We start from the raw sequence: 14,346 nt of genomic DNA, 5'->3' as shown, positions 1-14,346 counted from the left end.
AGATCGCGACGCGCTTTAGGCCGGCCGGGGTGGTTCCCTCGCAGTGCCTACCTCCCGAAAAACTGCCTTCTTTACGGCCTGCGGTCAATTCCTATTTTAGCGCTGGTCTCTTTTTGAGACCATCAATCAGACCCGCCATTGGCATTTTCAAGGGATACCCGATGACCGAAACCCTTCTCGTAACCGGTGCTTCCGGCCATCTTGGCCGCGCCGTCATCAATCATCTGCTTGGCGAACGGAAAGTCGCGCCAGCCAATATCATCGCCACCACGCGCAACCCGGAGAATCTCGCCGATCTGGCTGCGCGGGGCGTCGCTGTGAGAGTCGCCGACTTCGACGATAGGGCTTCGCTGGAAGAAGCGTTCACGGGCGCCGACCGGGTGCTTGTCATCTCGACCGGCGAGCTCGACCTGAAAAGCGACCGGCGCCTGAAGCAGCACCAGGCAGCGGTGGCGGCGGCCAAGGCGGCCAAGGTCTCGCACCTGCTCTACACCTCGATGCCCAATCCGGAGCCCGGCTCGCCGGTGCTGTTTGCCGGCGACCATTACGGCACCGAAGAGGCGATCAAGGCGAGCGGCATCCCCTACACCATCTTCCGCAACGGCTGGTACCAGGAGAACCTGTTCATGTCGCTGCCGCACGCCATTGCGTCGGGCAAGTGGTACAGCTCTGCCGCCGACGGCCGCGTCGCTCACGGCGCGCGCGACGACATGGCGGCGGCCATTGCTGCCGGCCTCGCTTCCGGCTCGAAGCAGAGCGAAATCCATACGCTGACCGGCCCGGAGGCCTACACGACAAGCGAGATCGCCGCGCTGGTGAGCGAAGTCATCGGCAAGCCGCTGGAGGTCATCCAGTTGCCGGACGAGGCGCTGACCGAAGGGGTGAAAGCGGCGGGCGTTCCCGAGGACTTCGCCCGCATCATCGTCTCCTTCGATGCCAACACCCGCGCCGGCCGCATAGGCGAGGTGACCGATGCCGTCGAGAAGCTCTCAGGCCGCAAGCCGCGGACGCTGAGGCAGTTCCTCGAAGCGAATAAGACTGCCCTGCTCGGTTGAAGTCTGGCGCGCCTGGGGAAGTCGTCCCGCGGGCGCGCTTCACTTCGACTTCTTGAGCAATCCAAGCCGGATCAGGCTCTCAGCGGTCGCGACGAGCGCGTCTTCGCGCGATCGCGGCGCCCAGCCGAGCAGGCGCACGGCCTTGGCGCTCGTGGCGTTCCTCGGTTTGCCCAGTTCTGTCACGATCTGGGCCGCTTGCCCGTCGAACAGGCCGACGATCCGGACCAGCCAGTCCGGCAACACCCTGGTCGTGATGCGCGAGCCTGCGTCGCCCAGTCGCGCTTTCAGCGTCCGCGCGATCTCGAGCATCGTCATGAAGTCGCCGCTGATGGCCAGGAACCGCTCGCCCCTGGCGGCGGGATTGGTCATGGCGCGCAGATGCAGGTCCGCGACGTCGCGCACGTCGACCACGCCGAACACCATGCGCGGCAGGCCGGGCATCTCGCCATCCATCAGGCGCCTGATGAAATCCGTCGACGTCGAATGATCCGGTCCCAGAACCGGCCCGAAAATGCCGACCGGATTGACGACCGCCAACTCCAGCGACCCGCCCTGCGCGGCGATGAAATCCCACGCCGCCCGCTCGGCCAGCGTCTTCGATTTCACATAGGCGCTCACCTTCTGCGACAGGTCGGTCCAGTTCTCTTCCGTGAACGGATGGCCGGCGATCGGTAGCTGGCCATAGCCGATGGCGGCAAAGGACGAGGTGAGCACGACGCGTTCGACGCCGGCATCGCGCGCGGCCCGCAGCACGCGCAACGCCCCCTCCCTGGCCGGGACGATCAGGTCGTCCTCGTGCTTCGGCACGCCGGGCGGAAAAGGCGAAGCGACGTGAAGGACGTAGCGGCATCCGCCGACCGCTTCCGCCCAGCCTTTGTCGCCCGTGAGATCGGCATGGGCAAAGGAAAGCGCATCGCCCGGATCGGCGCCGCCGGCCTTCAACATGGCGAGAACATCGGCTTCGCGCTTGGCCGAGCGAACGCTCGTGCGCACGCGGTAGCCCGCGTTCAAAAGCCCAAGGATGCAATGGGCGCCGAGGAAACCGGAGCCGCCGGTCACAAGCACCAATTCGCCGCTCATGCCCGCCTCCCCTCAAGAGTAATTCCAGCAGCTTTCCATCGGAATTGCGTGACGCTGAGCTACCCCGTGCGGCGCAGTTTCTCAGATCGCGACCTGCGTGCCAATCTCCACCACGCGTCCGGTGGGAATCTGGAAATACTCGGTCGCGTCCGACGCCGTCTTCGCCAGGCCGATAAACAGCCGATCCTGCCAGATCGGCATGCCGGAATTGGGCGAGGCCTTAAGCGAGCGACGCGACAGGAAGAAAGACGTCGTCATGATGTCGAACTTCCAGCCCTGCTTGCGGCAGATGGCCAGGGCGCGCGGAATGTTCGGCTGCTCCATGTAGCCGAAAGTCAGCGTCACCCGCATGAACAGCTCGTTGACCGTCTCCAGCTTCACGCGCTCGCTGTCGGGCACGACCGGCTGCGGCGCCGTCACCACTGAAAGGATGACGTTCTTTTCGTGCAGCACCTTGTAGTGCTTCAGGCTGTGCATCAGCGCCGTCGGCGCGCTCAACGGATCGCTGGTCAGGAACACGGCTGTACCGGATACCAGCTGCGGTTTTTTCTTCAGAAGATTGGCCGCCAGGAAATCGAGCGGGATCTCGTTGCGGCGCGTCTTGTCGAACAGATAGCGGCTGCCGCGCACCCAGGTCCACATGCCGAGGATGATGGCGAAGGCGACCGCGAGCGAGGCCCAGCCGCCCTCGAACACCTTGACGACGTTGGAAGCGAAGAAGCCAATGTCGATCAGGGCGAACACCGCCGTCAGGCCGATCGCCGGCCAGATGTTCCATTTCCAGATGCGCGTCATGATGATGAACAGCAGCGTCGTCGTCACCAGCATGTTGCCGGTGACGGAAATGCCGTAGGCCGAGGCGAGCCTGCTGGATTCGCCGAAGCCAACCACCAGCAGCATCACCACCAGCGCCAGGAGCATATTGACGCGCGGCATATAAACCTGGCCGGACTGCTTCTCCGACGTATGCAGGATTTCAAGCCGCGGCAGCATGTTGAGCTGCACCGCCTGTCTGGTCAGCGAATAGGCGCCGGAGATGACGGCCTGGCTGGCAATCACGGTCGCCGCGGTTGCAAGGACCACCATGGGGATGAGCGCCCAGCCCTCATTCATCTCGAAAAACGGGTGGCCGACCGTACCCCCCTTGGCAAGCACATAGGCGCCCTGCCCGGCATAGTTCAAAAGCAGGCAGGGAAACACGATCGCAAGCCAGGCCAGCACGATCGGTTTGCGGCCGAAATGGCCGAGGTCGGCATAGAGCGCCTCGGCGCCGGTGACGGCCAGGAAGACGGCGCCGACCGTGACGAAAGACACGTCGGGCGAATTGATGAAGAAGGCCACGATGTAATGCGGGCTTATGGCCCACAGGATTTCCGGGTCCGAGATGATGTGCTTCAGCCCGGATATGCCGATGGCAAGGAACCATATGGCGGTGACCGGCCCGAACACCAGGCCGACACCGCCCGTGCCGAAACGCTGCACGGCAAACACGGCGGCGAGAATGAGCAATGTCAGCGGCACCACATAGGGCTGGAAGGCGGGGGTGACGACGTTCATGCCCTCGACCGCCGACAGCACCGAGATGGCCGGCGTGATGACGGCATCGCCGAAGAACAGCGACGCGCCGACGATGCCGATGCCGAGCACGATCGCCGAGCGTGTCGGGAAAGTGCCGCGCGCCAGCGCCATCAGCGACAGCACGCCGCCCTCGCCGCGGTTGTCGGCGCGCAGCACGAACATGATGTATTTTACCGTGACCGTGATGGTGAGCGACCAGATGATCAGCGACAGCACGCCGAGAATGTCGGCGCGGTTGGCCACGTCGCCGCCCGACGAGGCGTGCAGCGCCTCGCGGAAGGCGTAGATCGGGCTCGTACCGATATCGCCATAGACGACACCGAGCGCCCCCAGCATCAGCACCTTGGTGCTGTGCTGTTCGATCTCTGGATGGCTCGATTGGTCGACGGGTTCTGCCTCAGCACCATTGGCAAGGGCCATGGACGACACTCCGATAAAATGCGCGGTGCTCTACGCTTGCTGCAGTGCAATATCAAGTGCCCTAGCGTGAGGGCTCCCATGCCGCCGACGCACGACTTCACTGCGTACGGAGCGCGTTGGCACCGTCATCCGACAGAAACGGGCCTCGTCAGATAGCGACCTGCGTGCCGATCTCGACCACGCGTCCGGTCGGAATCTGGAAATACTCCGTTGCATCCGCTGCCGTCCGCGCAAGGCCGATGAATAGGCGGTCCTGCCAGACCGGCATGCCGGAATTGGGCGAGGCCTTAAGCGAGCGACGCGACAGGAAGAACGACGTCGTCATGATGTCGAACTTCCAGCCCTGCTTGCGGCAGATGGCCAGCGCGCGCGGAATGTTGGGCTGCTCCATGTAGCCGAAGGTCAGCGTCACCCGCATGAACAGCTCGTTGACCGTCTCCAGCTTCACGCGTTCGCTGTCCGGCACGACCGGCTGCGGCGCCGTCACCACCGACAGGATGACGTTCTTTTCATGCAGCACCTTGTAGTGCTTCAGGCTGTGCATCAAAGCTGTGGGGGCGCTCAGCGGATCGCTGGTCAGGAACACGGCGGTGCCCGAGACGAGCTGCGGCTTCTTCTTCAACAGGTTCCCCGCCAGGAAATCGAGCGGGATCTCGTTGCGGCGCGTCTTGTCGAAGAGGTAGCGGGTTCCGCGGATCCAGGTCCACATGATCAGGCCCATGAGGCAGGCGACGGTGATCGACACCCAGCCCCCTTCGACGATCTTGACGACGTTGGCCGAGAAGAAGCCGAGATCGATGACGCCGAACAGCAATGCCAGCGCTAGTGCGGCCGCAACCTGCCATTTCCAGAGCCAGCGCATGACGACGAACAAAAGGATCGTCGTCATCAGCATCTCGCCGGTCACCGAAATGCCATAGGCCGAGGCGAGCGCGCTCGAGCTGCCGAAACCGACGACCAGAAGCATGACGCCGAGCGCCACCAGGAGGTTCACCCTCGGCATATAGATCTGGCCGCTCTGCATCTCGGAAGTATGCTGCACCTCGATACGGGGCAGAAGGTTGAGCTGCACCGCCTGCCTTGTCAGCGAGAAGGCACCGGAAATGACGGCCTGGCTGGCGATGACGGTGGCCGCGGTCGCCAGGCCCACCATCGGCATCAGCGCCCATTCGGGCAGCATCTGGAAGAACGGGTTGGTGGGCTTGCCGCCATGCGAAAGCACGAAGGCGCCCTGCCCGAAATAATTCAGGAGCAGGCAAGGGAAAACGATTGCGAACCAAGCCATCACGATCGGCTTGCGGCCGAAATGGCCGAGGTCGACATAGAGCGCCTCGGCGCCGGTGACCGCCAGGAACACGGCGCCCACGGTGACGAAGGCGCCTGTCGGCGTGGTGGCGAGATAATAGATCGCGTAATAGGGATTGATCGCCAGGAAGACGGACGGGTCGTCGATGATATGATAGACGCCAGCCGCTCCGATCGCCACGAACCATGTCGCCGTCACGGGTCCGAACACCGCCGCCACCTTGCCGGTGCCGAAGCGTTGCACGGCGAAAAGCACGGCCAGGATGACCAGCGTGATCGGGACCACATAGGCATCGAGCGCCGGGGTGATGACTTTCAGGCCCTCAACCGCCGAAAGCACCGAGATCGCCGGCGTGATGATCGAATCGCCGAAGAACAATGCCGCGCCGCAAAGGCCGATCACCAGGATGAAACGCGAGCCCGGGGGATAGGCGCTGCGCGCCAGCGACATCAGCGACAGCGTGCCGCCTTCGCCCTTGTTGTCGGCCCTGAGCACGAAGGCGACATATTTTATCGTGACGATGATGGTGAGCGCCCAGACGATCAGCGACAGCACGCCGAGCACGTCATAGCGGGCGACCGAGCTCGACGAGGCATGCAGCGCCTCGCGGAAGGCGTAGATCGGGCTCGTGCCGATATCGCCGTAGACGACGCCCAGCGCGCCAAGCATGAGAACCTTGGTGCTGTGCTGCCGCTCGGTTTCGGCATGGCCCGAGCGTTCGAGGGATTCCGTCTCGCTGGCGTTGGCTAGCACCATGAACCCCATTTCATCAGATTCGCCACGCTTCGACGTCGCCGCAACGCGCGGGACGCACCGAAACTGCCGGAGTTACGCAAGGCGCCCTACCATCCGCAGGCTTTCAAGAACCGCCCGACAGTGCCGGCCATGCCATACTCCAGCGCATCCGCTGTCAACCCATGTCCGATCGATACTTCGGCTAATGCCGGAATGCGTTTGGCCAGCGGCGGCAGGTTCTTCACGGTCAGATCGTGGCCGGCATTGACACCGAGCCCGGCCGCGAACGCCGCATCAGCGGTTTTTCCCAACCTTTCCAGTTCTTTCGCCGCCTTTGCGGAATCAGAATGGTAACCTCCATATGGCCCGGTATAGAGCTCGATGCGGTCGGCGCCGGTATCGCGCGCCGCGTTCACCCCATCAGGATCGGCGTCGGAGAACAAAGACACGCGAAACCCGCCCTTCTTCAACCGCTTGACGATCGGAGTGAGGAACGCCGCCTGGGCGACGAAGTTCCAGCCATGGTCAGAAGTCGCCTGCGCAGGGTCGTCCGGCACCAGCGTCACTTGCTCGGGCTGGTTCTTTTCGACAAGCGCCAGGAAATCCTCGGTCGGATAGCCCTCGATGTTGAACTCCGCGCCCGGAAACTCGTCATCGATCAGCGCCCTGATCTCCGGCAGGTCGGAATGCCTGGTGTGCCGCTCGTCAGGGCGCGGATGCACCGTCAGCCCGTGCGCGCCGGCAGCAAGCGCTATGCGGCCAAGTCCGGTCAAGCTCGGCCATGGCAGGTCGCGACGGTTGCGCAGCATGGCGACGGCGTTGAGATTGACCGAAAGCTTGGCGGGCATGAGCTGAGGTCCAGTGGATCGGCGGGCATCTATAGCGCCTTTGACGGGAACAGATAGAGGGTTTCGCGTGTTCCAGGGGATAGATGGAGGCTAAGATAAGGATTTGCCAGTGAATTTCCTCGAAGCCGTGCCGGCGATCCGCCGCATCGAGACCAACCGCGATGCGCTTTTCGCCATCGACGTCGTCGGCGATGTCTCGCCGGCCGATGCGGAAAACCTGTTCGGACTGCTGGAGGCCGCCTACGCGCTGCATCCCAGGATCGACGTGCTGGTCAGGTTGACCGACGAGGAAAGCGTCGACTGGGCCAATATCAAGCAAGACACGCTCAAGCAGGGCGTGGCCGACGCGATGCAACATGTCGTGCGCTGCGCGGCCATCGGCGAGCCGAGTTGGGCCCCCCTCGTCGCCGGCCTTTTCCCCAAGACGCTGCCTTTCGAATTCAGGCGCTTTGGCGTCGACGACGAGGAAGCCGCCTGGCAATGGCTTGGCGCAAGGCCGACATGACATTCGCTGGGGCAATTCCAGGGAAAGTGCGCAGCGGTTTTCCGTCCGGAATTGCGCCAAAACAAGGAGATGGAGCGGTTCGCCGTTTCCGTGAAACGGTGAACCGCTTTAGTCGTCAGCGCACCACCGTCAGCCGCTCGGCGGCCCGGGTGATGGCGGTATAAAGCCAGCGCTGCCTGGTTTCCTTGAACGCCCAGCTCTCGTCGAACAGCACCACGTCGTTCCATTGTGAGCCCTGCGCCTTGTGCACGGTCAGCGCATAGCCGTAATCGAAATCGTCGAAGCGCTTCTTCTGCTGCCAGGGGATCTCGGCATCCGGATCCTCGAACGCCGCCTTGAGCAGCTTGATCTTGGCGACGCCGCGGTCGGGGTCGTCGTCTTCCGGCGAGACCAGAAGATTGATGCCAGGTTTCACCGTTTCGCGCGACGAGGTCATCACCTTCCACAGCGAACCGTTGAGCAGCCCCTTGGCCGGATCGTTGCGCAGGCAGACCAGCTTGTCGCCGGCTTGCGGGAAGTCGGCATTGAACCCTTTCAGCTCGCGCAGCCTTTGATTGTAGCGCCGGCGCGTGCGGTTGGTGCCGACCAGCACCTGGTCGGCCTTGAGAACCAGCTCCTGGTTGACTGCTTCCCTGCCGATCACCTGCGCCGTGCCGTAGTCGCCATGCATGAATTCGCGGCCCTCGCGCACGTCGAGCGCCAGCCGGATGATCGGATTGTCGCGCGCCTGGCGGTGGATTTCCGTCAACAGAACATCCGGCTCATGCTCGGTAAAGAAGCCGCCGCCCGAGATCGGCGGCAGCTGCGCCGGGTCGCCAAGCACCAGGATCGGCGTGCCGAAACTCTGCAGGTCGCGGCCGAGCTGCTCGTCGACCATCGAGCATTCGTCGATGACGACAAGCTTGGCGCGCGAAATCGGGCTTTGCCGGTTGAGCGAAAAGGTCGGCGACATCGATGTCTTGCCGGTCACCTCGTCCTCGACCGATTCCTCGCCCTTGGGCCTATAGATCAGCGAATGGATGGTGCGGGCGTTGGTCGCGCCCTTCGAGCGCAGCACCTGCGCCGCCTTGCCGGTGAAGGCGGCGAACTGCACCTGGCCGTCGACATGCTCGGCGAAATAGCGCGCCAGCGTCGTCTTGCCGGTGCCGGCATAGCCGAACAGCCGAAAGACCTGCGGCCGGCCCTCCTTGAGCCAGCGCCCGACCGCCTTCAGAGCCTCGTCCTGTTGGGGAGAAAATTCCATCAGTGCGACAGACCGGATTCGCTGACGAAAGACAAGATTGGCCCGCCATGTCGACCGTTGTCGGCTGCGGGCGCGAGCCTCGTCAACTCAGGCTATCAGTCGCCAACCGGAACGTAAAGAGAACAAAAACGATCTATCGGCCTGCGCCCGGATCATTCTCCAGCAGGATCGGCTTGCCGTGCGGGGTCGCATGCGCGGCGCGTTCCCAGGCGGCGGCAAGCTGGTCCACCTCGACCTTGCCGGCGACCCCTTTTCGCGACAGCAGCTTCTCCAGCGCCGCCAGCCAATGCTCGTAGTAGTCGTGGCCGTCCGTTGCCGCGCCTGGCCGCTTCACCTCGGCCGAAAGCGCCTCCGCCCACTCGCTCCACGAAAACAGGCCCTCGCCGTGCAGCGCCACCGTCATGGCGAAGGCTTCGGCCTGCCACGGCTCGGGCAAAGACCGGCTCGTCGAAACCGGCCGGCAAAGCACCTTCATGCCGGCTCAAGATAGCTCTCCCAGGCGTCGATCGAGACGCTGAGCGTCGGATCGGCGCCTTCGCCCCAGATTTCGCCCCCGTCGAACACCACGGTGTAGACCCATTGCGGGTTCTCCCCCTTGCCGTGCGCATTGCTGTCGGGGAAGACGAAGCCGTCGCGCACCGCCTCAATCCTGCCGTTCTTGCCGCGCGCATAACGCGGCAGGTGCGTATGCCCAGTCGGGTTGAAATTCTTCGTCCGCACCCGGTCGCCCGCCTGGAACCGCGCCGGCGTGGTGACCGGCCGGTCGCACGGGCCGCCCTTGGCGAGCACGGCCGGCACATCCCTGGCGACCGGTGTAGCCCAGCGAGGCGATCGCCGCCGTCGCGTCGCGCTTGAGCCATTCGGCATAGGCTGGATCATTCCAGGCCTTCGCCACCACCCGCGCCCCGTTGCGCGGGCCGATCTTCGTCTCATAGGTGTCGATGATGACTTCGATGGCCGCAGGGTCGATCAGGCCCTTTTGGGTCAGGATCGTCTCCAGCGCGCGCACGCGCGCCGCGAACGGATCGAGCTCGTTGTCGTGGTCATGATCATGGGACATGGCCACAGACTAGGATCGGCTGCGGCCGGCGGCAAGCGCCACGGCTTGGGCCAGTCGGCGCGATCTACTCGGCTGCCGTCTTCTGCGGCTCGGGTTCGCCGTCGAACAGCGAGCGTTGCTCGCCGCTTTCCACCACATGCAGCGCCGGCCGGCTCTTCTTCGACGAGAAGCCGAGAAGCCAGCCCGAGAAATTCTCGAAATAGACGTAGATCACCGGCGTGACGAACAGCGTCAGCGCCTGCGAGGCGAGCAGGCCGCCGACCACGGCTACGCCGAGCGGCTGGCGCAATTCGGCGCTGGCACCGGTGCCGAGCGCGATCGGGAACGTGCCCATCAGCGCCGCAAGCGTCGTCATCATGATCGGCCGGAAGCGCATCAGGCAGGCTTTGTGGATGGAGTCCCTCGCCGACATGCCGTGCCGCCTGAGCTCCAGCGCGACGTCGACCATCATGATGCCGTTCTTCTTGACGATGCCGATCAGCATCAGGATGCCGATCACCGCGATCACAGAGAGATCCATGCCGGCGAAGCGCAGCGCCACCACGGCGCCCAGCACCGCCGACGGCAGGCCGGTGAGGATGGTGAGCGGGTGAATGAAGCTCTCATAGAGCATGCCGAGCACGATATAGATCGTCAGGATCGCGCCGCCGATCAGCAAGCCTTGGTTGGCAAGCGAATCCTGGAAGGTCTTGGCCGTGCCGGCAAAGCTCGTCGAGATCTCCTTCGGCATGCCGATCTGTTCTTTGAGCTGGTCGATGCGGGTCACCGTGTCGCCGAGCGAGACGCCCTGCGGCAGGTTGTAGGAGATCGTCACCGCCGGAAGCTGGCCGAGCTGATTGATCGTCAGCGCGCCGGCCGTGCGATCGACATGGGCGAAGGCGCCGAGAGGCACCAGGCTGCCGCTCGCCGTGCGCATCTGGATGGCGAGCATCCGTTCGGGCGACCACTCGATCTTGGGATCGAGCTCGGTGATGACCTCGTAGCTGTCGGCCGAGCCGAAGATCGTCGAAACCTGGTCGGTGCCGAAGCCGCCATAGAGGGCGGAACGCAGCGTGTTGGTGTCGATGCCGAGCTGGGCGGCCTTGTCGCGGTCGATCACCAGCGAGGCCTGCGATGCGTTGTTCTGCAGGTCGCTGGTGACATCGGTGAATTTCGTATGGTCCGCGGCCATCGCGTCGTTCAGCTTCTGCGCCCAGATATCCGTCTGGCCGGTGTCGAGCCCCTGCACCACGAGCTGATAGGCGCTGGCCGACGACCGCGAGCCGAGCCGCAGGTTCTGCACGGGCTGCATATAGGTCTCGATGCCCGCCACGCCGGCCAGCTGGCGTCTGAGGTCCGAAAGCACCTTCTCGATGTTGGGCCGCTGGTCCTTGCCCTTGAGCTGGACGAAGAGCTGGCCCTGGTTGAGCGCGTTGTTGCCGCTACCCGCCGACCAGGCCACATGGTCGACATAGGGCGACTTCGAAAACACGCTGGCCACCTGCCCTTGCAGCTTCGCCATGGCGTCGAACGAGATGTCCTGGCGCGCGATCGTGCTCACCGATATCTGGCCGATATCCTCCTGCGGAAAGAAGCCCTTCGGGGAGACCTGGATCACCCACACCGACGCCGCGGCGGTCGCGATGAAGACGAGGAACACCAGGAAAGTGTTTCGCAGGCAGAAGCCCAGGATCCGGTCGTAGCCGCGCGTGACGAGGTCCGGCTTATGACCGGGGGCATGCTTTTCGCGATCGGCCTTGGTCACCGACAACAGACGCGAGCAGAGCATCGGCGTCAGCGTTAGTGACACGAACATCGAGGCCAGGATGGCGACGGTCACCACGACGGCGAATTCGTTGAAGATGCGGCCGATGACGCCGCCCATCAGAAGCACAGGAATGAACACCGCCACCAGCGAGATCGAGATCGAGATGATGGTGAAGCCGATTTCGCGCGCCCCCTTCAGCGAAGCGTCGAAGGCGGACAGCCCGTCCTCTTCCATATGGCGGAAGATGTTTTCCAGCATGACGATGGCGTCGTCGACGACAAGGCCGACGGCCAAAGTCAATCCCATCAGCGAGATGTTGTCGATCGAGAAGCCGAACAGGAACATCGCGCCAAGCGTGGCAATCAGCGAGATCGGCACCGCCACCGCCGGGATGATCGTCGCCGTCACCCTGCGCAGGAACACGAAGATCACCAGCACCACCAGGGCGATGGTCAGGAGCAGCGTGAACTGGACGTCATCGACGGCCTGGCGGATTGATGTCGAGCGGTCGTTGAGCAGCTTGATCTGGGCGGCGGCCGGCATCTGCTCCTGGAAGGACGGCAGCATCGCCTTGACCTTGTCGACGACGTCGACGGTGTTGGCGTCGGGCTGGCGCTGCACAGCCATGATGATCGCGCGCGTGCCGTCATACCAGCTCGCCGTCGTCGTGGTCTGCACGGAATCGACGACGCGCGTCACGTCGCCCAGCCGCACCGGGCGGCCGTTCTTGGTGGCGATGATGAGGTTGGAGAAGCCTGCGGCGTCGGTAAGCTGCGTGTTGGCGGTAATCGTCAGCTGCTGCTTGTTGTTCTGCAAAACACCGAGCGGGGTGTTGCTGTTGGCCGAGGTTATCGCGGCCTGCAGCTGATCGATCGAGATGCCGCGAGCGGCGAGCGCGGTCGGATCGATCTGGATGCGCACGGCATATTTCTGCTGGCCGAAGATCGAGACCTGGGCCACGCCGTCGATGGTCGACAGCGAGGGCGAGATGACATTTTCGGCGAAGGCGTCGAGGTCGGTCAGCGGGATCGTGTCGCTGACCAGCGACATCAGGAGGATCGGCGCGTCGGCCGGATTGACCTTGCGATAGCTTGGCGGCGAGGTCATTTCCGGCGGCAGCGATCTTTGCGTGCGCGCGATCGCCGCCTGGACGTCCGCGGCCGCGGCATCGATGTCACGGTTGAGCACGAACTGGATGGCGATCGAGGTCTGGCCGAGCGAATTGGTGGTCGAGATCGAATCGATGCCGGCGATCGTCGCGAATTGCTTGATCAGCGGCGTCGCCACCGATGTCGCCATCGTCTCCGGCGAAGCGCCGGGCAGGCTGGCCGAAACATTGACCACCGGGAATTCGGCGCTGGGCAGCGCCGCCACCGGCAGGAACTTGTAGGCAAAAATACCGCCCAGGATGAGGGCGAACGACATCAGAAGGGTGGCGACAGGCTTGCGGATGCAGAATTCGGAGATCATCGGCTCGCCCCGCCGGCCTTGTCGGCCTCCGCGACCTTGGGCGATGCCTGATCACCGGATCCCGCGGCGGGTTTGCCTTCATGCACCGCCGCGCCGTTTTTCAACCGTGTCTGGCCTTCGACGACGACCTTCTCGCCGCTCTTGAGACCGTCGCTGATGGCGCTGTTTTGGCCCTCCGTCAGCGCCACCTGCACCGGCCGCATCTCGACGGTGTTGTCCGGCTTGACGACATAGACGAACGGCCCCTTCTGGCTGGACTGCACCGCGACCGTCGGAACCGAGGTCATCTGCGGCATCATGCCGGCCTCGAGCACCACGTTCACATATTGCCCAGGCCATAGCGAAAGATCCGAATTCGGTATGCTCGCCCGCGTGGCGATGGTGCCGGAGGCCGTATCGACGCTGGAATCGACGAAATCGAGTGTGCCCTTGCCGATCGGCGTGGGATCGCCGCTTTTGGTCAGCGTCACGTCGCCTTGCTGTGGATCGGAGAGCGCCTTGTGCAACAGGGCAAGGTTGCTCTCGGGCAGCGTGAAGTTCACCTGCAGCGGATCCATCTGCGTGATGGTGACCAGCGGCGTCGAGCTGCTCGAGTTGCCGTTGCTGGTGGTGACGAGATCGCCGACCGAGACGTTGACCGCGCCGAGCCGGCCCGAGATTGGCGCCGTAATCGCTGCATAGCTCAATTGCACGGTGTCGGCATCGATGGTCGCCTTGTCGGCGTCGATGGTGGCGGCAGCGGCTTTCTGCGCCGCCAGCGCCTGATCGTAGGTCTGCTGCGTGCCGGCCTGCTTGGCGACGAGGTCCTTGGCGCGCTGCAGATCGGCCTGGGCGCTCACCAGCATCGCCTGGTCCTTGGCGAGCTGCGCCTGATCCTTGGCGAGCTGCGCCTTCAGCGCGCGGTCATCGAGCGAAATGAGCAGATCGCCGGCCTTGACCATCTGCCCGTCCTTGACCGCGATCGACACGATCTGGCTGGAGACACGGGCGTTGATATTGACCACCTCCGGTGACGAGACGAAGCCGATGGCATAGCGGCGGATCGGAAAATCGGCTGTCGTCGCGGTGGCGGAGACGATCGAGGCCGAACGCGGACCACTGCCTTTCGCATTGTCCGAGGCACCGGCCGACTTATCGCCGCTCGCCGTCTTGTTCGTGGCGCCCGCGCTTTCCTGCTTGCCCGAAATCAGCTGCTGGACCTTGGCCAACATCGTGGGCGAAAGATAGAGCCCGGCGCCCGCCAGGCAGGCGACCGCAACAACTGCAAAGGCAATTTTTCCGCGCATCGACAAATAAGCC

Annotated in this window: 9 protein-coding genes and 3 pseudogenes; 2 read left to right on the top strand and 10 right to left on the bottom strand. The window is 64.0% G+C overall.

The window, feature by feature from the left end; all coding sequences use genetic code 11:
• Positions 1-161 precede the first annotated feature (161 nt).
• Complete coding sequence (locus tag FJ425_RS16680; RefSeq protein ID WP_140626925.1) at positions 162-1,055, top strand: SDR family oxidoreductase; 894 nt, start codon at positions 162-164, stop codon at positions 1,053-1,055.
• A gap of 39 nt (positions 1,056-1,094) precedes the next feature.
• Here the strand turns inward: FJ425_RS16680 and FJ425_RS16675 are convergent, their stop codons facing one another.
• The 4 genes from FJ425_RS16675 to FJ425_RS16660 form a co-directional block, all read right to left on the bottom strand.
• The gene (locus tag FJ425_RS16675) at positions 1,095-2,135 is read right to left on the bottom strand and encodes an aldehyde reductase (protein WP_140626923.1); all 1,041 of its coding nucleotides are present in this window, start codon (positions 2,133-2,135) and stop codon (positions 1,095-1,097) included.
• 81 nt (positions 2,136-2,216) lie between these two features.
• On the bottom strand, positions 2,217-4,133 hold the full coding sequence (locus FJ425_RS16670) for a potassium transporter Kup (protein WP_140626921.1): 1,917 nt from the start codon (positions 4,131-4,133) through the stop codon (positions 2,217-2,219).
• A gap of 148 nt (positions 4,134-4,281) precedes the next feature.
• Positions 4,282-6,195, bottom strand: a complete 1,914-nt coding sequence (locus FJ425_RS16665; protein ID WP_140689669.1) for a potassium transporter Kup — start codon at positions 6,193-6,195, stop codon at positions 4,282-4,284.
• Positions 6,196-6,281: 86 nt separating this feature from the next.
• On the bottom strand, positions 6,282-7,022 hold the full coding sequence (locus tag FJ425_RS16660) for a pyridoxine 5'-phosphate synthase (RefSeq protein ID WP_140724908.1): 741 nt from the start codon (positions 7,020-7,022) through the stop codon (positions 6,282-6,284).
• Between the two features lie 109 nt (positions 7,023-7,131).
• Between FJ425_RS16660 and FJ425_RS16655 the strand changes: the two genes are divergently transcribed.
• Positions 7,132-7,527, top strand: coding sequence for an STAS/SEC14 domain-containing protein (locus FJ425_RS16655; protein WP_181175949.1), 396 nt, complete (start codon positions 7,132-7,134; stop codon positions 7,525-7,527).
• Between the two features lie 115 nt (positions 7,528-7,642).
• On the opposite strand, the gene FJ425_RS16650 is transcribed toward FJ425_RS16655, so the two are convergent.
• The 6 genes and pseudogenes from FJ425_RS16650 to FJ425_RS16625 all read right to left on the bottom strand — a co-directional run bounded on the left by FJ425_RS16650 (position 7,643) and on the right by FJ425_RS16625 (position 14,333).
• Positions 7,643-8,770 carry an ATP-dependent RecD-like DNA helicase gene (locus FJ425_RS16650; RefSeq protein ID WP_140626914.1) on the bottom strand — a complete coding sequence of 376 codons (1,128 nt, stop codon included), beginning with the start codon at positions 8,768-8,770 and terminating at the stop codon, positions 7,643-7,645.
• Between the two features lie 133 nt (positions 8,771-8,903).
• Positions 8,904-9,255: pseudogene (locus tag FJ425_RS16645) on the bottom strand (nitrile hydratase accessory protein).
• Positions 9,242-9,559 (bottom strand): annotated as a pseudogene (locus FJ425_RS16640) (SH3-like domain-containing protein); the annotation flags it as partial. The pseudogenes FJ425_RS16645 and FJ425_RS16640, both read right to left, overlap by 14 nt.
• Before the next feature lie 13 nt (positions 9,560-9,572).
• A pseudogene (locus FJ425_RS16635) lies at positions 9,573-9,830 on the bottom strand (nitrile hydratase subunit alpha); the annotation flags it as partial.
• 64 nt (positions 9,831-9,894) lie between these two features.
• A complete protein-coding gene (locus FJ425_RS16630; RefSeq protein ID WP_140724905.1) occupies positions 9,895-13,047 on the bottom strand; it encodes an efflux RND transporter permease subunit in 3,153 nt (1,050 codons plus the stop codon).
• Complete coding sequence (locus FJ425_RS16625; RefSeq protein ID WP_140626910.1) at positions 13,044-14,333, bottom strand: efflux RND transporter periplasmic adaptor subunit; 1,290 nt, start codon at positions 14,331-14,333, stop codon at positions 13,044-13,046. The genes FJ425_RS16630 and FJ425_RS16625 overlap by 4 nt, the downstream gene beginning before the upstream one ends.
• Between the last annotated feature and the right edge of the window lie 13 nt (positions 14,334-14,346).

The organism is Mesorhizobium sp. B2-7-2, from assembly GCF_006440775.1.
GTDB lineage: Bacteria > Pseudomonadota > Alphaproteobacteria > Rhizobiales > Rhizobiaceae > Mesorhizobium.
This window is presented reverse-complemented; position numbering and strand designations above follow the sequence as displayed.

What these genes read in the sequence shown, in the direction of transcription:
- FJ425_RS16680 (WP_140626925.1), top strand. Translation starts at nt 162, where the DNA reads ATGACCGAAACCCTTCTCGTAACCGGTGCTTCCGGCCATCTTGGCCGC.
- FJ425_RS16630 (WP_140724905.1), bottom strand. Translation starts at nt 13,047, where the DNA reads ATGATCTCCGAATTCTGCATCCGCAAGCCTGTCGCCACCCTTCTGATG.
- FJ425_RS16675 (WP_140626923.1), bottom strand. Translation starts at nt 2,135, where the DNA reads ATGAGCGGCGAATTGGTGCTTGTGACCGGCGGCTCCGGTTTCCTCGGC.
- FJ425_RS16665 (WP_140689669.1), bottom strand. Translation starts at nt 6,195, where the DNA reads ATGGTGCTAGCCAACGCCAGCGAGACGGAATCCCTCGAACGCTCGGGC.
- FJ425_RS16650 (WP_140626914.1), bottom strand. Translation starts at nt 8,770, where the DNA reads ATGGAATTTTCTCCCCAACAGGACGAGGCTCTGAAGGCGGTCGGGCGC.
- FJ425_RS16670 (WP_140626921.1), bottom strand. Translation starts at nt 4,133, where the DNA reads ATGGCCCTTGCCAATGGTGCTGAGGCAGAACCCGTCGACCAATCGAGC.
- FJ425_RS16660 (WP_140724908.1), bottom strand. Translation starts at nt 7,022, where the DNA reads ATGCCCGCCAAGCTTTCGGTCAATCTCAACGCCGTCGCCATGCTGCGC.
- FJ425_RS16625 (WP_140626910.1), bottom strand. Translation starts at nt 14,333, where the DNA reads ATGCGCGGAAAAATTGCCTTTGCAGTTGTTGCGGTCGCCTGCCTGGCG.